Origin of the sequence: Enterobacter vonholyi (genome assembly GCF_040834095.1) — a bacterium.
GTDB classification, from domain to species: Bacteria; Pseudomonadota; Gammaproteobacteria; order Enterobacterales; family Enterobacteriaceae; genus Enterobacter; species Enterobacter vonholyi.
Window position 1 is genome coordinate 3,130,306 of the sequence record NZ_CP162152.1, and the last position, 18,830, is coordinate 3,149,135.

General features: G+C 57.9%; 19 protein-coding genes. 3 read left to right on the top strand and 16 right to left on the bottom strand.

Annotation, left to right across the window (positions count from 1 at the left end):
* Positions 1 to 66: 66 nt before the first annotated feature.
* The 7 genes from dedD to pdxB all read right to left on the bottom strand — a co-directional run bounded on the left by dedD (position 67) and on the right by pdxB (position 6,871).
* On the bottom strand, positions 67 to 765 hold the full coding sequence (gene dedD / locus AB3N39_RS14690) for a cell division protein DedD (RefSeq protein WP_045402682.1): 699 nt from the start codon (positions 763 to 765) through the stop codon (positions 67 to 69).
* The gene (gene folC / locus AB3N39_RS14695) at positions 755 to 2,023 is read right to left on the bottom strand and encodes a bifunctional tetrahydrofolate synthase/dihydrofolate synthase (RefSeq protein ID WP_136195499.1); all 1,269 of its coding nucleotides are present in this window, start codon (positions 2,021 to 2,023) and stop codon (positions 755 to 757) included. The genes dedD and folC overlap by 11 nt, the downstream gene beginning before the upstream one ends.
* Positions 2,024 to 2,093: 70 nt before the next feature.
* Positions 2,094 to 2,999 (bottom strand): acetyl-CoA carboxylase, carboxyltransferase subunit beta, encoded by a 906-nt coding sequence (gene accD, locus AB3N39_RS14700; protein WP_111965256.1) that lies wholly within the window; start codon positions 2,997 to 2,999, stop codon positions 2,094 to 2,096.
* 154 nt (positions 3,000 to 3,153) lie between these two features.
* A complete protein-coding gene (locus tag AB3N39_RS14705; RefSeq protein WP_133294864.1) occupies positions 3,154 to 3,813 on the bottom strand; it encodes a DedA family protein in 660 nt (219 codons plus the stop codon).
* Positions 3,814 to 3,841: 28 nt separating this feature from the next.
* Positions 3,842 to 4,654, bottom strand: coding sequence for a tRNA pseudouridine(38-40) synthase TruA (gene truA / locus AB3N39_RS14710; RefSeq protein WP_111965254.1), 813 nt, complete (start codon positions 4,652 to 4,654; stop codon positions 3,842 to 3,844).
* Positions 4,654 to 5,667, bottom strand: coding sequence for an aspartate-semialdehyde dehydrogenase (locus AB3N39_RS14715; RefSeq protein ID WP_032646629.1), 1,014 nt, complete (start codon positions 5,665 to 5,667; stop codon positions 4,654 to 4,656). The genes truA and AB3N39_RS14715 overlap by 1 nt, the downstream gene beginning before the upstream one ends.
* A gap of 67 nt (positions 5,668 to 5,734) precedes the next feature.
* Positions 5,735 to 6,871: a 4-phosphoerythronate dehydrogenase PdxB gene (gene pdxB, locus AB3N39_RS14720; protein WP_136195500.1), complete on the bottom strand. Its 1,137-nt coding sequence runs from the start codon at positions 6,869 to 6,871 to the stop codon at positions 5,735 to 5,737.
* 113 nt (positions 6,872 to 6,984) lie between these two features.
* Here pdxB and flk point away from each other — a divergent pair, with 113 nt between their 5' ends.
* Positions 6,985 to 7,989 (top strand): flagella biosynthesis regulator Flk, encoded by a 1,005-nt coding sequence (gene flk / locus AB3N39_RS14725; RefSeq protein ID WP_045402671.1) that lies wholly within the window; start codon positions 6,985 to 6,987, stop codon positions 7,987 to 7,989.
* Positions 7,990 to 8,031: 42 nt separating this feature from the next.
* Here the strand turns inward: flk and AB3N39_RS14730 are convergent, their stop codons facing one another.
* Positions 8,032 to 9,210, bottom strand: coding sequence for an MFS transporter (locus AB3N39_RS14730; protein ID WP_136195502.1), 1,179 nt, complete (start codon positions 9,208 to 9,210; stop codon positions 8,032 to 8,034).
* A gap of 207 nt (positions 9,211 to 9,417) precedes the next feature.
* Entirely contained in the window at positions 9,418 to 10,635 is a 1,218-nt protein-coding gene (fabB, locus tag AB3N39_RS14735) for a beta-ketoacyl-ACP synthase I (RefSeq protein WP_014832795.1), read from the bottom strand.
* A gap of 158 nt (positions 10,636 to 10,793) precedes the next feature.
* Here fabB and mnmC point away from each other — a divergent pair, with 158 nt between their 5' ends.
* On the top strand, positions 10,794 to 12,791 hold the full coding sequence (mnmC, locus tag AB3N39_RS14740; RefSeq protein ID WP_367896834.1) for a bifunctional tRNA (5-methylaminomethyl-2-thiouridine)(34)-methyltransferase MnmD/FAD-dependent 5-carboxymethylaminomethyl-2-thiouridine(34) oxidoreductase MnmC: 1,998 nt from the start codon (positions 10,794 to 10,796) through the stop codon (positions 12,789 to 12,791).
* A gap of 58 nt (positions 12,792 to 12,849) precedes the next feature.
* Here mnmC and AB3N39_RS14745 read toward each other — a convergent pair whose 3' ends face one another.
* From AB3N39_RS14745 to prmB, 6 genes are read right to left on the bottom strand one after another with little or no spacing between them, the layout of a single operon-like run.
* On the bottom strand, positions 12,850 to 13,128 hold the full coding sequence (locus AB3N39_RS14745; RefSeq protein WP_048029667.1) for a YfcL family protein: 279 nt from the start codon (positions 13,126 to 13,128) through the stop codon (positions 12,850 to 12,852).
* Positions 13,129 to 13,141: 13 nt separating this feature from the next.
* Positions 13,142 to 13,687, bottom strand: a complete 546-nt coding sequence (locus tag AB3N39_RS14750; protein WP_111965248.1) for an elongation factor P hydroxylase — start codon at positions 13,685 to 13,687, stop codon at positions 13,142 to 13,144.
* The gene (locus AB3N39_RS14755) at positions 13,687 to 14,496 is read right to left on the bottom strand and encodes a sulfite exporter TauE/SafE family protein (RefSeq protein WP_136195504.1); all 810 of its coding nucleotides are present in this window, start codon (positions 14,494 to 14,496) and stop codon (positions 13,687 to 13,689) included. Before AB3N39_RS14755 ends, AB3N39_RS14750 begins: the two co-directional genes overlap by 1 nt.
* Complete coding sequence (gene mepA / locus AB3N39_RS14760) at positions 14,496 to 15,320, bottom strand: penicillin-insensitive murein endopeptidase (RefSeq protein ID WP_133294868.1); 825 nt, start codon at positions 15,318 to 15,320, stop codon at positions 14,496 to 14,498. Before mepA ends, AB3N39_RS14755 begins: the two co-directional genes overlap by 1 nt.
* A 2-nt stretch (positions 15,321 to 15,322) precedes the next feature.
* The gene (gene aroC, locus AB3N39_RS14765) at positions 15,323 to 16,408 is read right to left on the bottom strand and encodes a chorismate synthase (RefSeq protein WP_143345355.1); all 1,086 of its coding nucleotides are present in this window, start codon (positions 16,406 to 16,408) and stop codon (positions 15,323 to 15,325) included.
* A gap of 60 nt (positions 16,409 to 16,468) precedes the next feature.
* Positions 16,469 to 17,401: a 50S ribosomal protein L3 N(5)-glutamine methyltransferase gene (gene prmB, locus AB3N39_RS14770; protein ID WP_008502612.1), complete on the bottom strand. Its 933-nt coding sequence runs from the start codon at positions 17,399 to 17,401 to the stop codon at positions 16,469 to 16,471.
* Between the two features lie 145 nt (positions 17,402 to 17,546).
* On the opposite strand from prmB, the gene smrB reads away from it, so the two are divergent.
* Positions 17,547 to 18,098: an endonuclease SmrB gene (gene smrB / locus AB3N39_RS14775; RefSeq protein WP_008502613.1), complete on the top strand. Its 552-nt coding sequence runs from the start codon at positions 17,547 to 17,549 to the stop codon at positions 18,096 to 18,098.
* A 46-nt stretch (positions 18,099 to 18,144) separates the two neighbouring features.
* Here smrB and sixA read toward each other — a convergent pair whose 3' ends face one another.
* Positions 18,145 to 18,630, bottom strand: coding sequence for a phosphohistidine phosphatase SixA (gene sixA / locus AB3N39_RS14780; RefSeq protein WP_045330962.1), 486 nt, complete (start codon positions 18,628 to 18,630; stop codon positions 18,145 to 18,147).
* Positions 18,631 to 18,830 lie beyond the last annotated feature (200 nt).

The following is an 18,830-nucleotide window of genomic DNA, read 5'->3' on the forward strand; positions in this document are numbered from 1 at the left end:
AAAAGGCGCTGAAAAAATGTTCAACGCCGTGGCTTATCGCCTCTCTCTTAAAGGAGCAGGTCGTACTTAGTTTGCGCTGTAGCCCATCACCACACCGCTCAGGCCGGAGATCTGCTTCAGCTCACCCAGCGACCCTTTCAGTTTGTCTTTAGACGCTTCTGGCCCCACGAGGATACGGGTAATTTTACCCTGCACCGGCGTGGAAGGTGAAGTGTAAACACGGTATCCCGCACTTCTCAGTTTGCTCACGACCTCGTTGACTTTGTCGGCGTTTTTCAGCGCACCGAGCTGCACCACGTAGGCTTTACCCGTTGGGGCAGCAGCTTCCTGCTGCGCCGGTTTTGCTGGCGGTGGGGTTTCTGACGCCGCGGCGAGCTGTTCTGCCGTTTTATCGCGCTGCGGTTTCGGCTGCGGCTTCTCAACCGGCTTCGGTTTTTCAACCGGTTTAGGCTGCTCTACCGGCACCGGATCGATATCGCTGCTGCTCGCTGCCGCCAGGCGAGACGGATCGAGCGACGGTGCTGCGGCATCGCCCGCGCGCACCTCTTCCGCCGCGCCTTCCGGTGGCTGAGCAGGCAGCGCCTGCGTCGCCGCGGGCAGCATATCCGGCTCATCGCGGTCACCCGGTTTAGGCACCAGCGGAATAGCGGCAAACTCATCCTGATAATGCTTTTTCTGCCCGTCGAGCAGCCCGGGAAGAATAATCACCCCGAGCGCGACCAGCACAATGGTTCCTGTTAAACGGTTCTGAAACTTACTCGCCACCGGTTCTCCCCGCGTCCATCACTTCCATGACATGTGCCACCGTGTGGAATGAACCACACACCAGCACGGTATCTTCTGGTTTAGCATCCGCCATCGCGGCATGCCAGGCCTGAGCCACGCTACTGTAGATTGCGCCTTTGCCGAGATGTTCCATCAACTGCTCGGCCGTCGCGCCGCGCGGCCCTTCCAGAGGAGCACAATACCAGCTATCGACCACACTCTCCATGCAGGCCAGCGTCCCGCCGATATCTTTATCATGAAGCATACCGATAACCGCCAGCACGTGCCCGGTTTTTGGTAACGATTTGAGACGTCCCGCGAGATACGCCGCCGCATGCGGGTTATGCGCCACGTCCAGAATCAGGCGCGGTGACTCGCTGACAATCTGGAAACGCCCGGGCAGAATTGCGCTCTGAATGCCGTTGCGGATTGCCTGCTCGCTCACCACCAATCCGCTGGCGCGCAGTGCCGCCAGCGCGGTGGCCGCGTTCGGCTGCGGAACCTGCGGCAACGGCAAGTTATCCAGTGCCCCCTGCGCGTCGCTAAAGCACCAGGCGTTGTCACGCACTTCATACTGCCAGTCAACGCCGCGGCGCAGCAGACGCGCGCCCTTCTCATTTGCTACGTCTGCAATGGTGTGTGGCATATCCGGCTCGCCGACCACGGCGGGTTTATTTGCACGGAAAATACCGGCCTTCTCGCGGCCAATGCTTTCACGATCCGGACCCAGCCAGTCGATATGATCCAGCGCGATGCTGGTAACCACCGCCACATCTGCATTCACGATATTGGTTGCATCAAGACGTCCGCCGAGGCCAACCTCAAGGATCACCACATCCAGCTGCGCCTGTTTAAACAGCCACAGGGCCGACAGGGTGCCGTATTCAAAATAGGTTAATGAGATCTCGCCGCGCGCGGCTTCAATTTCCGCGAACGACGCCGTATGCGCGGATTCCGGCAGTTCGCGATTTTGCACGCGAACCCGCTCGGTGTAGCGGACCAGGTGTGGAGAGCTATAAACGCCTACCCTGTAACCGGCCGACATCAGGACGGACTCCAGCGTGCGGCAGGTCGTGCCTTTACCGTTGGTCCCTGCGACGGTGAACACGAAAGGTGCCGGTTTGAGCACATCGAGACGCGCGGCAACCTGGCTCACCCGTTCAAGCCCCATATCGATGGTTTTACTGTGCAGGTTTTCCAGATAAGAAAGCCACGCGGCCAGGGGCGACGTGGCTTGGGGAATGCTTTTATTTTCCATAATGCCCGGTTGTCATTAACAGATTAGAAAGCAAAAGGGCAGCGCCAACCGGCCCTGCCCTTTTCAGTTATCAGGCCTCGGGTTCCTGATCCGGTACCACCACGCCTTCGCGCGGCTCATCCGGGTTTGGCGCTGGCAGATTCATCAGCTTCGCCAGGATGCTCGCCAGCTTCAGGCGCATTTCCGGACGGCGGACGATCATGTCGATGGCGCCTTTCTCGATGAGGAACTCACTGCGCTGGAAGCCCGGCGGCAGTTTTTCACGAACGGTCTGCTCGATAACGCGAGGACCCGCAAAGCCGATCAGCGCTTTTGGCTCAGCGACGTTCAGGTCGCCCAGCATCGCGAAGCTCGCGGAGACGCCTCCCATGGTTGGGTCGGTCAGCACGGAGATGTACGGCAGACCGCGCTCCTGCATCTTCGCCAGCGCTGCAGAGGTTTTAGCCATCTGCATCAGGGACATCAGCGCTTCCTGCATACGTGCTCCGCCGGAGGCAGAGAAACAGATCAGCGGACAGTTGTCTTCCAGCGCCTGCTCAACGGCACGCACGAAGCGCGCACCAACCACGGAGCCCATTGAGCCGCCCATAAAGGAGAACTCAAACGCAGCGGCAACAACCGGCATCCCATGCAGGGTGCCTTTCATGACGACCAGCGCGTCTTTCTCGCCGGTCTCTTTCTGTGCGGAGGCCAGACGATCTTTATATTTCTTGGAATCGCGGAACTTCAGCACGTCTTTTGGCTCAAGCTCGCTGCCCAGTTCTACCAGAGAACCTTCGTCCAGCAGGCTATGCAGGCGGTTGCGCGCCGACATACGCATATGGTGGTCACACTTCGGACACACCTCAAGGTTGCGTTCCAGCTCTGCGCGATACAGAACCTGACCGCAGCTATCACACTTCGTCCATACCCCTTCAGGAATGCTCGCTTTGCGCGTTGGGGTAATGTTGCTTTTAATTCGTTCAATCCAGCTCATTGATAACCTTTCTGCCTGAACCTGGTCGTATGCCAGTTTTGCTATAAGAGGCGAATAATGCCATTTTTGCCTCCAACAGACCATGAATGTTGCACATTAAAACATAACAGCCCGAAACTTTGGATAAAAAAGTGGTCGAACCGCCAGCGTGCATTTACTTCGCTTGTTTTGCCGCCGCACGTTTGTGACGAATAATTTCGATAACGCCAGGCAGTACGGAAAGCACAATAATCGCTACAATCAGTAACTTAAGGTTTTCCTGAACCACAGGGAGATCGCCAAACAGGTAGCCTGCGTAGGTAAACAGCAGTACCCACAGCAGCGCCCCCACGACGTTATACATGGCAAAATGACGATAGGACATATGTCCCATTCCCGCCACAAACGGTGCAAATGTGCGCACAATAGGCACAAAACGCGCAAGGATAATGGTTTTACCGCCATGGCGTTCATAAAACGCATGGGTTTTATCTAAATAGCTGCGACGGAAAATTTTCGAATCCGGATTGCTGAAAAGCCGCTCACCGAATACGCGACCAATCGTATAGTTGACCGCATCACCGACAATGGCGGCAATTACCATCAGCACAACCATAAGATGCACGTTCAGGTCATTGGTGGGTAACGCCGATAACGCCCCGGCAACGAACAGCAGTGAATCTCCTGGCAGGAATGGGGTAACGACCAGACCGGTTTCACAAAACAGAATGAGGAACAGAATGGCGTAAACCCAGACGCCGTACTGCGCGACCAGCTCCGCCAGGTGAACATCAATATGCAGAATGAAATCAACCAGAAAACGTATTACGTCCATATTGTCTAAGCCCTTATTGCACCTTTGTTTAGTCCGCTAAAAACAGCGGGCCCATTGGCGGTTTCGGCAGGTCAAATCGTTCCGGATAGTCTACTGAGACCAGATACAATCCTTCCGCTTTCGCCGTGGCTGCCGCAAGCGTTCTGTCCTTCGCTGCCAGCAGGTCTGCAATCCAGCTCTCCGGCTGGTGTCCGGCACCTACTTCCATCAGGCTGCCCACAATATTCCGAACCATATGATGTACAAAGGCATTGGCTTTGATATCCACCACCACATACGCGCCAAAACGGCTGACGTTGATGTGCATGACGTTGCGCCACGGCGTACGGGATTGACACTGCACCGCACGAAACGACGTAAAGTCATTTTCACCAATCAGACACTGCGCCGCGCGATGCATACGTTCTGCGTCGAGCGGTTCATAAAAATGCGTCACGCCCTGGCTTAACACAGCCGGACGCAGGCGCTGATTGTAGATGACGTAGCGGTAACGGCGCGCCGTGGCGCTGAAGCGCGCGTGAAAATCATCCGGCACAGCTTTCACCCAGCGCACCGCAATGTCACCAGGTAAATTCGCATTTACGCCCAGCGTCCAGGCGGCATCCTTACGCACGGCGGTGGTTTCAAAGTGAACCACCTGCCCCGTGCCGTGAACGCCGGCATCCGTACGGCCTGCGCACAGGACGTTAATCGGCTCGTTTGCCACCTGAGAGAGCGCTTTCTCCAGCTTCTCCTGAACGCTGCGCACCTCATTTTGACGCTGCCAGCCATAATATTTACTGCCGTCGTATTCAATACCGAGGGCAATTTTATGAACCGGCGTTTGTTCCACGTCTGACATCAGTACAGGTACTCCTGCACCAGTTTTTCAGCGATCTTGACCGCCATCAGCGCGCCGCCGAAGCGAACGTTGTCGGCAACGGACCAGAACTGGACCTGCTCCGGCATACCGTAGTCGTTACGCACGCAGCCAACGGAAAGATGCGCGCTACCGGTAGCATCGCCTACCTGGGTCGGGAACTCGCTCTCTTCAGAGAGGACGATGTCTTCCCCGCGGCCAAACGCATCGCGCGCCTCTTCTGCAGCCAGCGGACGCAGCGCTTCAAAGCCGACCATCTGCGCATGACCGTAGAAGACCGGGGACTGTACGACGCTTGCGGAGATCATCAGGCCATCGTCCTGCAGAATTTTACGCACCTCATCGACGATACGGCGCTCTTCGCGCACGGAGCCCTCGCGATCCGGCAATAGCGGCAGCATGTTGAACGCCAGCTGGCGGCCAAAGAAATCATCTTCATCAATTGGAATGCCGTTCAGCAGCTTCGCGCTCTGCCCGGCCAGCGCGTCAACGGCCTTTTTGCCGTTTGCGGACGCCGACAGCAGGCTGGTGACGGTAATGCGCGACAGGCCGCCGTCGTCGATCAGCGGTTTCAGTGCAGTCAGCAGCTGGCTGGTCAGGCTGTTGGGGACCGCAATAACGTTACGGTTGCGGTAGTCAGCCAGCACAAACGGGTTCACGTCCGGCACCACCAGCGGCACATCCGGCTCCATGGAGAACAGGCCGCTCAGGTCAATCACCAGGCAGCCTGCGTTGGTCGCCTCTTCAACGTACGCCGCAGTGGCTTCAGCACCTGCAGCGAAAAACGCCAGCTGCGCCTGCGTCCAGTCGAACGCCGCCGCATCCTGAACCATGACGGATTTACTGTTAAAACGCAGATGCTCACCCGCGCTATCGGTACGCGCCAGCGCATAGATATCGCCCACCGGGAACTGACGCTCAGCAAGCGTTTCGAGCAGGGCTTCGCCCACGGCACCCGTGGCACCTAAAATGGCAATGTTCCAGCCTTCAGACATGGTGGTTTACTCCAGAAATAAAAAAGCGTCCCTGTCGGAGTATCCGACAGGGAGCATTAAGAAGACATTAATGCGCCGGGTGATGAACGGCGTTAAACCCCAGCTTGTGCAGCAGCGTCGCCGCCGGGGCGTCGTCGCACATCACATACAGGGAAGACCACTCGCGGCGCTCAACGTAGTTCTTGCGCAGCTTATCAAACTCGCCCGGGATCCCCGCCACTTTACGCAGCAGCGCATCATCGCGGCGCACATCATACACCAAATGCACCAGCCTTTTCAGCGTTCCCTGATCGAGCGGGCCGTGGAGAGTAATGCGGCCAAATTCAGGCGCGGGGAGTAAGGTATCCAGCGCCACCTGCTGCGGATGGCCGATAAAGGCGCTATAGGCCTCGAAGACCTGCGTCGTGCCGCGGGCTTTCCCTTCGAGGGTATAACCGGCGATATGCGCGGTGCCCACGTCCACCTTGTTAAGCAGCTCAACGTTGAGGTCCGGCTCCGGCTCCCAGACGTCCAGCACCACGCTGAGATCTTGTCCTTCGTTCAGACACGTCAGCAACGCGGCGTTATCGACTACCGGACCACGACAGGCATTTATCAGAATAGTGCCAGCCTTCAGACGGCGAATGAGCGCCTCATCGGCAAGATGCAGCGACTTATACGGACCCTCTTTAAACAGCGGCGTGTGGAACGTCAGCACGTCACACTGTTCAACCAGCTCGTCCAGCGAGCGGAAATCCCCGTCCTCGCCGTTGTCTTTGCGCGGCGGATCGCACAGCAGAGTGCGGATCCCTAACGCTTCCAGGCGCTTTTGCAGGCGCCCGCCGACGTTACCCACGCCGACAATCCCCACGGTGCGGTCTTTCAGCGCAAAACCGTCGCGCTCGGCCAGCATCAGCAGAGAGGAGAAAACGTATTCCACGACGGCAATGGCGTTGCAGCCCGGTGCGGCGGAAAAACCGATTCCGGCCTGCTTCAGCCATTTATCATCCACATGATCGGTCCCTGCCGTTGCGGTCCCAACGAACTTAATCGCCTTACCGGCGAGCAACGCCTCATTTACTTTGGTCACCGAGCGCACCATCAGGGCGTCGGCATCGTCCAGTTCGTTGACCGGGATCGGGCGACCAGGAACAGCCTTTACGTTACCCAGGCGGCTAAATAGCTCACGGGCGTAAGGCATATTTTCATCAACGAGGATTTTCACGTCTGAGTACCTGTTTGAGAGGAAGAAAACCTGCCAAGTGTGCCATAATCTGGCCGCCAGGCATATACGTCTGCCAGGTTTACGCTGAGTTTTGACTTTAAGGATTTTTGACGATGCAGCCCATTTCAGGTACGCCGCCACGCCCTCCGGGTGAAGGCCCGGTCACGCCAAACGTTGCCGGTGAACAACCGCTATCCACGCAACAGCGCACCGTGCTGGAGCGACTGATCACGCGCCTGATTGCGCTGACTTCGCAGCAGAACGCGGAAGTCTGGGCCGGGGTAAAGCATGATTTAGGCGTGAGAAACGACGCACCGCTGCAGTCGCGCCATTTCCCAGCGGCCGAACAAAATCTGAACCAGCGTATTACGACCGCGCAGCAGAACCACACCACCCGCCAGATTGTTTCTCAGCTGACGGAGCTGCTGGGTCAGGGAAATAACCGCCAGGCGGTAAGTGATTTTATTCGCCAGCAGTATGGTCAGACCGCGCTGGGCCAGCTGACGCCCGACCAGCTCAAAACCGTGCTGACCCTGCTGCAGAATAACGAGCTGTCTATTCCGCAGCCACAGGTGCGCCCGGCGACCGAGCGTCCGCTGCTGCCCGCGGAGCACAATACGCTCAAGCAGATGGTGACGAAGCTGGCAGCGGCCACCGGCGAGCCGACGAAGCTTATCTGGCAATCCATGCTGGAGCTGTCCGGCGTGAAGGCGGGTGAGTTAATCCCGGCCAAACAGTTTACTCATCTGGTGACCTGGCTTCAGGCGCGCCAGACGCTCAGCACCCAGAGCGCCCCTACCCTGCATACCGTCCAGGCCGCGCTGAAACAGCCGCTTGAGCCGCACGAGTTCGAGGTGATTCGGGATTACGCCCAGCAAAACTGGCAGGCCACGCCGCAGACGGTACTGACCACCGCGCAGGTGCAGGATCTGCTCAACCAGATCTTCGTTCGCCGCGCAGAGCGTGAAGGCGGCGTGCCGGAGGTAAGAAACATTCAGCCGATCTACAGCCCGCTGTTTGCGCCGGTCGTGGAAACCTTCAGAACGCTCTCCGCGCGTCCGGGGTTGATGTTTATTGCGCTACTGATTGCACTGGCGATTTTCTGGCTGGTTGTCTGAGGTTTGGCCCGGTGGCGCTGCGCTTACCGGGCCTACAACGGCTCAAGCCCTGCGAAACGCCATCAGCGTCACAATAATCCCAACCACCGCGGAAACCGCACCTGCCAGGAAGACGGACGGATAGCCAAACGAGGTGGCTAACACCCCGGCCAGCGGTCCGGTTACCCCGTATGAGATATCCTGAAACGCCGCATAGCCGCCCAGCGCCGTACCGCGCACCTGCGGGGCTACGCGCTTCACCACTTCAACACCCAGCGCCGGGAAGATCAGTGAACAGCCGCAGCCGGTCAGCGCCGCACCAAGCAACGCAACGGAAGCCACGGGAGCATTCCACAGCAGCAGCAGACCGATGGTCTCAATCACCAGCGACGCCACCGCCACCTTCACGCCGCCAAAGCGATCCGGCATCCAGCCGAAGAAGACGCGCATTAGCACAAACGCGCCGCCAAAAGCGGTGAGTGTAAAACCGGCCATCGCCCAGCCACGGCTCATAAAATAGAGCGAAACGAACGTCCCAATCACCGCAAAACCCACGCCCTGCAGCGCCAGGCCAAGACCCGGCTGCCAGATTTGGCCGACCACGCTCCACAGGGAAGGTCGCTCGCCTTTGTGCGCGGGCACCTTACGCACCGAGCCGTTAAACGCCCACGCCAGCAGAGGTAAAACCATGGTGGTTGCGGCCAATGCCGCAAATCCAAACTGGCTATTGATAAGCAGCCCAAGCGGCGCACCGGCAGCCAGCGCGCCATAGATGGCCATACCGTTCCAGGACATCACCTTACCGGAACGAGCAGGCCCCACCAGCCCCATTCCCCAGGTCAGGGTGCCGGTCAGCAGCTGGCTTTCACCGAAGCCAAGAATTAAACGGCCCAGTACAAGCAGCGCAAATTTATACGCGGCATCGACCGGCAGTAGAGCCGCCAGCAGCCAGGCGCCGCCCGCTAGCCCGCAGGCAAACATGCCCTGCAGCGCCGAGCGCTTGGCACCGTGCTGATCCGCCAGACGTCCGGCGTAACCGCGGGTTAATACCGTGGCTAAAAATTGAATGCCCACGGCAATGCCGACCATGGTGTTGCCATAGCCCAGTTCCTGATGAACGAAAAGTGGGATCACCGGCAGCGGCAGGCCAACGGTCATATAGGTCAGGAATACCGCAAAGGCGATACGGAACAGCGAGACGTTCGCTGAAGGGGTTGTTTCTGTTTGAGTTACTGCAGTCATGCTTTACTCCGAAATGAAGAGTAAGGCGGGAAAATCCCACGCCCCCTCTACCTGATTATCAGGATTAAGGCGCGTTGGTTGACGTTAAACGCTTACGCATTATCGTGAGGATAATGTTGAGGGGTGAAGTTTGCCTGTGAGATCAGCCGCTTGTCAATGCATAAAAAAGGGAGCCTTATGGCTCCCTTTCGGAATCAAACTTAAAACTTATGCTTTCAGCTTACGCATAACCAGCGTGGCGTTGGTACCACCGAAGCCGAAGCTGTTTGACATGACGGTAGTCAGCGTCGCTTCCGTTGGTTTGGTCACGATGTTCAGGCCGGCAGCCTGCTCGTCCATCTCTTCAATGTTGATGCTTGGCGCGATAAAGCCGTTTTCCAGCATCAGCAGAGAGTAGATCGCTTCCTGCACGCCAGCCGCACCCAGAGAGTGACCGGTCATGGCTTTAGTCGCGGAGATCGCCGGGCTGTTGTCGCCGAAGACTTCACGGATCGCACCCAGCTCTTTCACGTCGCCTACCGGAGTAGAGGTACCGTGGGAGTTCAGGTAGTCGATTGGGGTGTCAACGCCGTGCATCGCCATCTTCATGCAGCGCACCGCGCCTTCGCCGGATGGCGCAACCATGTCGGCACCGTCAGACGTCGCACCGTAGCCCACGATCTCAGCGTAGATGTGCGCGCCACGTGCCAGGGCATGCTCCAGCTCTTCAACCACAACCATACCGCCGCCGCCCGCGATGACGAAACCGTCACGGTGCGCATCGTAGGTACGGGAGGCTTTGTCCGGAGTCTCATTATACTTGGTAGACAGTGCGCCCATCGCGTCGAATTCACAGGCCATTTCCCAGCCCAGCTCTTCGCCGCCGCCAGCAAATACGATGTCCTGTTTACCCAGCTGGATCTGCTCAACAGCATTACCGATGCAGTGCGCGGAGGTCGCACACGCGGAGCTGATGGAGTAGTTCACACCGTGGATTTTGAACGGGGTCGCCAGGCATGCGGAAACCGCAGAACCCATGGCTTTAGTAACCACGTACGGACCTACCGCTTTCAGACCACGCGGGCTACGCATTGCGTCAGCACCGAATACCTGCGCTTTAGATGAGCCGCCGGAACCGGCAATCAGACCCACGCGCGGGTTGTTCTGATAAACCTCTTCGCTCAGGCCGGAATCTTTGATCGCTTCCTGCATGGAGAGATAAGCATAAATAGAGGCATCGTTCATGAAACGAACCACTTTGCGGTCAATCAAACCGGTGGTGTCCAGTTTGACGTTACCCCATACGTGGCTGCGCATACCTGAATCTTTAAACTCTTCAGAGAAAGTGATCCCGGAGCGTCCTTCACGCAGAGATGCCAGGACTTCCTGCTGGTTATTACCGATGCTGGAAACAATGCCCAGGCCAGTAATCACTGCACGTTTCATTCAATACCTCTGTAAGTCGCACTATAGTAAGTTTCGAGTCGCACAATAGCGTACACTTGTACGCCGAACAAGTCCGATCAGACATTTTCTGCGGAAATTTGCACCGATGGACTCACATCGTTAAGATCGTGCCACTGCCTGTCAGACGAGTAACTTACGTGAAACAAAACGCTATACAACCCGCCAACCTCGAATTCAACGCTGAGGGTACACCTGTTTCCCGAGATTTTGATGACGTCTATTTTTCTAATGATAACGGACTCGAAGAAACTCGCTATGTTTTCCTCGACGGAAACCAGCTCAGCACCCGCTTCCCGGAGCATCCGCGGAGCCTGTTTGTGGTCGCGGAAAGCGGATTCGGTACCGGGCTCAATTTTCTGACCCTCTGGCAGGCGTTTGACCAGTTTCACGCTGCCCACCCTGAGGCTACGCTACAAAGATTACATTTCATCAGTTTTGAAAAATTCCCGCTCACCGCGCACGATCTGCGGCTCGCTCATCAGCGCTGGCCAGAGCTTGGTGCTTGGGCGGAGCAGCTTCAGGCGCAGTGGCCACCCCACATCGGCGGCTGCCACCGTCTGATTCTGGACGGCGGACGCGTGACGCTGGATTTATGGCTTGGCGACATCAATGACCTGACCGATACGCTCGATGATTCGATGAATCAGACGGTGGACGCCTGGTTCCTTGACGGCTTTGCCCCCGCCAAAAACCCGGACATGTGGAGCCAGCATCTGTTTAGCGCGATGGCGCGGCTGGCGCGCCCGGGCGCAACGCTTGCCACCTTCACCTCGGCAGGCTTTGTCCGCCGCGGACTACAGGAGGCGGGCTTTACCATGCAGAAAACCAAAGGTTTTGGCCGCAAGCGCGACATGCTGGTCGGCAGAATGGAGCAGACTCTGGATATCCCCGCCAGTGCTCCCTGGTTTGCGCGCCGCGCCAGCGCATCACGTGAGGTGGCGATAGTTGGCGGGGGGATCGCCAGCGCTCTGCTGTCTCTCGCGCTTCTCCACCGCGGCTGGCAGGTCACGCTCTACTGTGCTGACGACGCGCCAGCACGCGGCGCGTCCGGCAACCGCCAGGGGGCGCTCTATCCGCTTTTAAGCGCGCACGACCCGGCCCTGTTCCGTTTTTTCCCGGCAGCGTTTACCTTCGCTCGTCGCCTGTACGATGCCCTGCCGGTGGCGTTTGACCATGACTGGTGCGGCGTGACGCAGCTCGGCTGGGATGAAAAGAGCCAGCAAAAAATCACGCAGATGCTGTCGCTGGGTCTGCCTGACGAGATTGCCCGTGCGGTAAGTGCGCAAGAGGTGGCAGAGACCGCTGGCGTGGAAACCGGGTGTGGGGGCATTCAGTATCCGCTCGGCGGCTGGCTGTGCCCGGCTGAACTGACCGCGGCAGCCATTGCCCTGGCGCAGTCGCGCGGGCTGACGGTGCAGTATGCCTACAAGGTTGAATCGCTGAGCCGGACAGAATGCTGGGATCTGCGTTTTGCTAATGGCAAAGAGGCACGCCATGCCAGCGTTGTGCTGGCAAACGGACATCACATCAGCCAGTTTGCCCAGACGGAGTCGTTGCCGGTTTATCCGGTCGGCGGCCAGGTAAGCCATATTCCTTCCGCGCCTGAACTGAGCAAACTGCGTCAGGTGCTGTGCTATGACGGCTATCTGACGCCGCAAAATCCGTCTAACGGCCACCACTGCATCGGGGCCAGCTATCATCGTGGCGAAACGGATATGCGCTACAGCGAAGCGGATCAGGCCCAGAACCGCCAGCGCCTGATTGACTGCTTCCCGGATGCGGCGTGGGCGAAAGAGGTTGACGTCAGCGAGGGTGACGCGCGCTGCGGCGTGCGCTGCGCCACCCGCGATCATCTGCCGATGGCGGGAAATGTGCCGGACTATGATGCGACGCTTGAGGTTTATCAGGACCTTGCTAATAACCGGGATAAAGCGGTGAGCGCTCCGGTTTATCCGGAACTGTATATACTCGGCGGGCTGGGTTCTCGCGGGCTGTGTTCTGCGCCGCTGCTGGCCGAAGTCTTAGCAGCACAAATGAGCGGAGAGCCGATTCCGCTGGACAGAATTACGCTTGCGGGCCTGAATCCGAATCGATTGTGGGTGCGGAAACTGCTGAAGGGGAAGAAGATTAAATAGGGTGCGTTCCGGGGCCCTCACCCCGCCCCTCTCCCACAGGGAGAGGGTGGTGAAACACTTACTTCGCTTTTGCCTGCTGGAACAGGTTGTCCCACATGCCCAGCACCAGAGACTGGTCGCGCGGAGAGAGTTCCCCGGCCTGAATGGCTTTCTCCAGACTGCGGGTCACTTCTTCGTGAACGGCGTCGGCAGAGTGATCGTCCCCCGCTTCAAGCTCGGCTACCGCGAGCGTCAGGTGACCACGCAGATAACCGCTGGCGAACAGCTCATCATCGCTGGCGTGTTCCACCATGTCATCAATTAACGCCAGAATGCGTGATTCAAATTCTGCGATCATCTTCTTTCCTCTGTTAAAGATCTTCCGGCCAAGGGAAGCATTCCGCCGCGATCGCCGGCGTGTGGTAATAATTCTGTAAGGCCTCGATCAGGCGCGCCGGACGTTCCGGGATGCCTTTCTCAAGATATTCCATCACCTGCGCATGCACGCGGCGCTGGAAGACGATACGGTCTGGCTCGAAGTCGCCTTCGAGGTTGTCACAGCTGACGTTGAACGGGAAACCCGCCGCGACGCAGAACAGCCATTCCAGCGCCTGTGGTTTGACTTCCACATCTTCAAACTGCCCCTGCGTCGCGGCGTCACGTCCGTCCGGGCAGTACCAGTAACCAAAGTCTACCAGCTCGCGCCGCGCTTTTCCGGCGATGCACCAGTGCGAAATCTCGTGCAAGCCGCTGGCGTAAAAGCCGTGGGCAAAGACGATGCGGTTATACGGAACCTCGTCATCTGCAGGAAGATAGATCGGTTCGTCGTCGCCTTTAATCAGACGGGTATTAAAATCGTCAGCAAAACAGCCGTCGAAAATCTCAATCAGCTGTTCGTATTTATGCGTACTGTTCATTAGTGTATCCCCAACCAGGTGAGGATCTCCTGTCCATGGCTGTCATAAAGTAGTTTGGCGCTCATCACGGCCGAGACGATGACGATCATCGGGCGAATCAGTTTTTGCCCTTTGCTTAATACCAGGCGCGAGCCCGCGCGCGCGCCCAGGAACTGCCCTGCCATCATCACAAACCCGGTTGCCCAGATAACCTTGCCACCAATGATAAACAGCAGCAGGCCGCCGACGTTCGAGGTGGCGTTGAGCACTTTGGCATGGGCGGTGGATTTGGCGAGGTTAAACCCGGCCAGCGTCACGAACGCCAGCGCGTAAAACGAGCCTGCCCCCGGGCCGAAGAAACCGTCGTAAAAACCGACGCAGCCCCCGGCAATCAGGGCAAACGGCAGGCCGTGAAGACGACGCTGGCGGTCTTCCTCACCGAGCTTTGGCATCAGCAGGAAGTAGAGACCGATGCAGATAACCAGAACCGGCAGGATCTGGCGCAAAATATCCGACTGCACGTGCTGCACCAGCAGCGCGCCCGACGTGGAACCAATAAAGGTCATCAGGATATTGAGCTTCTGATCGGCCAGGCTCACCACCTTGCGGCGGATAAAATAGAGCGACGCCGAGAGCGAGCCGCCGCAGGCCTGAAGCTTGTTGGTGGCAAGCGCCTGCGCCGGGCTCATGCCCGCCGCCAGCAGCGCGGGTACGGTTAATAACCCGCCGCCGCCCGCAAGGGCATCAATAAAACCGGCCAGCATGGCCACGAAGAACAGCACCACCAGCAGCAGCGGTGACACCATAAACAGATCGACGAAATTATCCATTAAAGTACATGCTCATCCAGTAGCGCCTGGCAGGAAGGCGGCAGCGGAGGCGGTGTCTTCTTCTCAGGCTTAGAGGTTCCAGGTTTTGCCGGTTCAAACCAGCTTTGCAGTTCCGCACCGCAGCCATCGCCTGGCGGAGGTAGCGGCTGATCTTCACATTCCAGGCTATTCGCCGGGCAGCGCAGACGAACGTGCATGTGCGCACGATGCTGGAACCACGGCCGCACTTTGCGCAGCCAGTCACGATCGGTTCCGGCATCCAGACAGAGCTGCTGCTTGATGGCCGGGTTAACGAAAATCCGCGTGACGTCGTTATCTTCTGCCGCCAGCTTGATCATGCTGGATACGTCCCGCGTCCACAGGGACGGCACAACGCGCTTGCCGTCGCTCGCCACCAGATCCAGCGCCTGCGGTTTCAGCAGTTGGGCTGCGGTCCAGCGGGCTTTCGGCAGCTGCAGGAAGATATCCACATCCAGTCCGGTCTGGTGACTGGCGTGTCCACCGTTAAAACGACCGCCGGCAGGCATCCCCATATCGCCGATCAGCATCGTGCCCAGCCCCAGGTTATGAACCTGGTTTCCCAGTCGCTGAATGAACAGCACCAGATCCGGGTGGCCGAAGTAACGACGCTGGTCGGTACGCATCACCTGATAGGTCTCCGATTGCAGCGGAAGTTCCTGCGCGCCCACGATACAGCCGTTGGAAAAAGCGCCGATCGACTGCGCGCTCCCCGCCACCGGATGGGTGATTTTTTGCCACGGTGTGGCGGCCAGACTGGCTCCACTGGCCAGCAGCGCCAGCAGAGCAATTGCGGTTTTTTTCATGTTTACCAGCGTGGAATGGTGGTCGTCACATCCGCATTCTGCGCGCGCTGGCGCAGGAAGTGATCCATCAGCACGATCGCCAGCATCGCTTCTGCGATCGGCACCGCGCGGATCCCCACGCACGGATCGTGACGTCCTTTGGTGATCATCTCAACTTCTTCGCCATCGCGGTTAATCGTGTGGCCCGGCACGGTAATGCTGGAGGTTGGCTTCAGCGCGATGTTGGCAACAATCTGCTGCCCGCTGCTGATCCCGCCCAGGATGCCGCCCGCGTGGTTGCTCTGGAAGCCCGCTTTCGTGATTTCGTCGCGGTTCTGGCTGCCGCGCAGGGATACCACGTCAAAACCGTCGCCAATCTCAACGCCCTTCACCGCGTTGATGCTCATCAGCGCGTGGGCGATGTCGGCGTCGAGACGGTCAAATACCGGCTCGCCCCAGCCTGGCGGGACGCCATCGGCCACCACGGTCACTTTCGCCCCGATGGAGTCGCCCTCTTTTTTCAGGCCGCGCATCAGTTCGTCCAGCGCGTCCAGCTTGTCGGCATCGGCACAGAAGAACGGGTTTTGCTCGACCAGATCCCAGTCTTTGATCGCCAGCGGAATGTCGCCCATCTGGGTCAGACAGCCGCGGATAATGATGCCAAATTTCTGCTGCAGGTATTTTTTGGCAATGGCGCCAGCCGCCACGCGCATTGCGGTTTCACGGGCGGAAGAGCGTCCGCCGCCGCGATAGTCGCGGAACCCGTACTTTTGTTCGTAGGTATAGTCGGCGTGGCCCGGACGGAACACGTCTTTGATGGCGCCGTAGTCCTGGGAGCGCTGATCGGTGTTTTCAATCAGCAGACCAATGCTGGTGCCGGTGGTGCGGCCTTCAAAGACGCCGGAGAGAATTTTGACCTGGTCCGGCTCGCGACGCTGCGTGGTGTAGCGAGAGGTGCCCGGACGACGACGGTCGAGGTCGTGCTGTAAATCGGCTTCGGTCAGTTCGATGCCTGGCGGTACGCCATCAACGATACAGCCCAGCGCCAGCCCGTGTGACTCGCCAAAGGTGGTCACGCGGAATAACTGTCCAATAGTGTTTCCTGCCATCACGGCTCCGATGTTGTTGTTTGTGTTTGAGCGTTGTGAAACGGGCCGAAGCCCGCTGGATTAATCTTTATAGATGCTGAAGTGTTCGCGCGCGTCGAGCAGCTGCGCTTTGGTCAGCATAAAGACGCCGTCACCGCCGTTGTCGAACTCAAGCCAGGTGAACGGCACATCCGGGTACTGCTCTATCAGATGTACCATGCTGTTGCCCACTTCACAAATCAGAACGCCGTCGTCGGTCAGATAATCCGGCGCGCAGGCCAGAATGCGGCGGGTCAGCTTCAGGCCGTCAGAGCCAGAAGCCAGACCCAGCTCCGGCTCGTGGCGGTATTCGTTCGGCAGATCGGACATATCTTCCGCATCGACGTACGGCGGGTTGGTGACGATCAGATCGTACTGCAGCGTCGGCAGATCGCGGAACAGATCGGAGCGAATTGGCGTAACGTGATGGATCAGGCCGTGCTCTTCAATATTGTGTTCGGTCACGGCCAGCGCGTCGGTGGAGATATCGACGGCGTCCACTTCCGCTTCAGGGAAGGCGTACGCGCAGGCAATCGCGATGCAGCCGCTGCCGGTACACATATCGAGAATGTGCTGCGGCTGATGGCCGATCAGGCCTTCAAAGTGGTTGTTAATCAGCTCACCAATCGGCGAGCGCGGCACCAGCACGCGTTCATCGACATAGAACTCGTGGCCGCAGAACCAGGCTTTGTTGGTTAGATAGGCGACCGGAATACGCTCGTTCACGCGACGGATCACGCGCTCAACGATGCGGTGTTTTTCGCTGGAGGTCAGGCGCGCGGTGCGCATGTCTTCCGGGATATCCAGCGGCAGGTAGAGTGACGGCAGCACCAGCTGCACGGCTTCATCCCATGGGTTATCGGTACCGTGACCGTACCAGATATTGGCGGCGCTGAAGCGGCTAACCGACCAGCGCAACATGTCCTGTATGGTATGCAGCTCGTTTACTGCTTCATCGACAAATATTTTATCCACTCTTTCCTCCAGGGCATGCTCGCATAATTTTCGGCGGCTAGTTTGCCATGAAGACGGCGATAAATCAGCAATGACGCGTCGCGCTTGAGGTTAAAAAATGCGTTTAGTCGGGTACACTATCGGAAATACGAGATGAGAATGACGAATGAAAAAGAAAACATCGCTCAGCGAGGAGGATCAGGCGCTCTTCCGACAGCTGATGACCGGGACGCGTAAGATCGCGCAGGACACCATCGTTCATCGCCCGCAGCGTAAAAAAATCAGCGAAGTCCCGGTCAAACGCCTGCTGCAGGAGCAGGCCGATAACAGCCACTATTTTTCAGATGAATTTCAGCCGCTGCTTAATACGCAAGGGGCTGTTAAGTATGTACGCGAAGACGTCAGCCATTTTGAGCTGAAAAAATTACGCCGCGGGGATTATTCGCCGGAGCTGTTTCTCGATCTCCACGGCTTAACGCAGATGCAGGCCAAACAGGAGTTGGGGGCATTGATCGCCGCCTGCCGTCGCGAACATGTTTTTTGCGCCTGCGTAATGCATGGCCACGGTAAACATATTCTCAAGCAACAGACGCCCCTGTGGCTGGCGCAGCACCCGCACGTGATGGCTTTTCATCAGGCACCGAAAGAGTACGGCGGAGATGCCGCGTTGCTGGTGTTGATTGAAGTGGAAGAGTGGCAACCGCCAGAGTTGCCCTGACAGAATGGCGGGAAACACATTGCACCCCGCCATATCGCACGTCACGTCAGATCGCTTTTGCCATCTTCAGGTTGCACGGACTCATTTGCCAGTTGAAGACACCTTTGCCCGTTTCGTCGAGAGAAACATTGGCAATAGCGGATGTCGTGAACATAGGCGGGGTCTCGCCAGGGCAAAGCTCAGATACCAGATAGCCAACCAGTGGCAGGTGGGAAATGACCAGCGCGGAAGCGACACCTTCATTGCACAGCGCCTGAAGATAAGCGCTGACAAGGCCTACATCGCCACACGGGGTGAGTTCAGGGAGAACATCCACGCTGGATGGTAGGTTCATACACTCCCCTACCACGTCCAGCGTCTGTTCTGCACGCAGGAACGGACTCACCAGAACGCGTTCGATGTCCACTTTTTGACCGTTAAGCCAGGTCGCCATCAGACGAGATTCGTCGCAGCCACAGACGGTCAAAGGACGTACTGAGTCACTGGCGGCATCGAGTGCCGCGTCGCCGTGACGCATGATAAAAACTTGCATATTGCACCGCTTTTGTTAACCAGAATCACCGGCGTTAACTACCCGCGATAAATGCTGAGAGGTAGAAAACCCGATGGCCGGGCATTGTGCCTGATCCATTCGGTGAATGAAACGCTGTTTTTTACCTCAATGGCGTAAGTATAGTCAATCTCTGTTTACAAAATCGCCAGAACAGGTTCCTTCACTTCAGGATTTACCCT

Excerpts from the sequence above, each read along its gene's own strand:
- folC (WP_136195499.1), bottom strand. The coding sequence starts at position 2,023 with ATGGAAAATAAAAGCATTCCCCAAGCCACGTCGCCCCTGGCCGCGTGG.
- accD (WP_111965256.1), bottom strand. The coding sequence starts at position 2,999 with ATGAGCTGGATTGAACGAATTAAAAGCAACATTACCCCAACGCGCAAA.
- AB3N39_RS14705 (WP_133294864.1), bottom strand. The coding sequence starts at position 3,813 with ATGGACGTAATACGTTTTCTGGTTGATTTCATTCTGCATATTGATGTT.
- truA (WP_111965254.1), bottom strand. The coding sequence starts at position 4,654 with ATGTCAGACGTGGAACAAACGCCGGTTCATAAAATTGCCCTCGGTATT.
- AB3N39_RS14715 (WP_032646629.1), bottom strand. The coding sequence starts at position 5,667 with ATGTCTGAAGGCTGGAACATTGCCATTTTAGGTGCCACGGGTGCCGTG.
- flk (WP_045402671.1), top strand. The coding sequence starts at position 6,985 with ATGCAGCCCATTTCAGGTACGCCGCCACGCCCTCCGGGTGAAGGCCCG.
- AB3N39_RS14730 (WP_136195502.1), bottom strand. The coding sequence starts at position 9,210 with ATGACTGCAGTAACTCAAACAGAAACAACCCCTTCAGCGAACGTCTCG.
- fabB (WP_014832795.1), bottom strand. The coding sequence starts at position 10,635 with ATGAAACGTGCAGTGATTACTGGCCTGGGCATTGTTTCCAGCATCGGT.
- AB3N39_RS14745 (WP_048029667.1), bottom strand. The coding sequence starts at position 13,128 with ATGATCGCAGAATTTGAATCACGCATTCTGGCGTTAATTGATGACATG.
- AB3N39_RS14750 (WP_111965248.1), bottom strand. The coding sequence starts at position 13,687 with ATGAACAGTACGCATAAATACGAACAGCTGATTGAGATTTTCGACGGC.
- AB3N39_RS14755 (WP_136195504.1), bottom strand. The coding sequence starts at position 14,496 with ATGGATAATTTCGTCGATCTGTTTATGGTGTCACCGCTGCTGCTGGTG.
- mepA (WP_133294868.1), bottom strand. The coding sequence starts at position 15,320 with ATGAAAAAAACCGCAATTGCTCTGCTGGCGCTGCTGGCCAGTGGAGCC.
- aroC (WP_143345355.1), bottom strand. The coding sequence starts at position 16,408 with ATGGCAGGAAACACTATTGGACAGTTATTCCGCGTGACCACCTTTGGC.
- smrB (WP_008502613.1), top strand. The coding sequence starts at position 17,547 with ATGAAAAAGAAAACATCGCTCAGCGAGGAGGATCAGGCGCTCTTCCGA.
- sixA (WP_045330962.1), bottom strand. The coding sequence starts at position 18,630 with ATGCAAGTTTTTATCATGCGTCACGGCGACGCGGCACTCGATGCCGCC.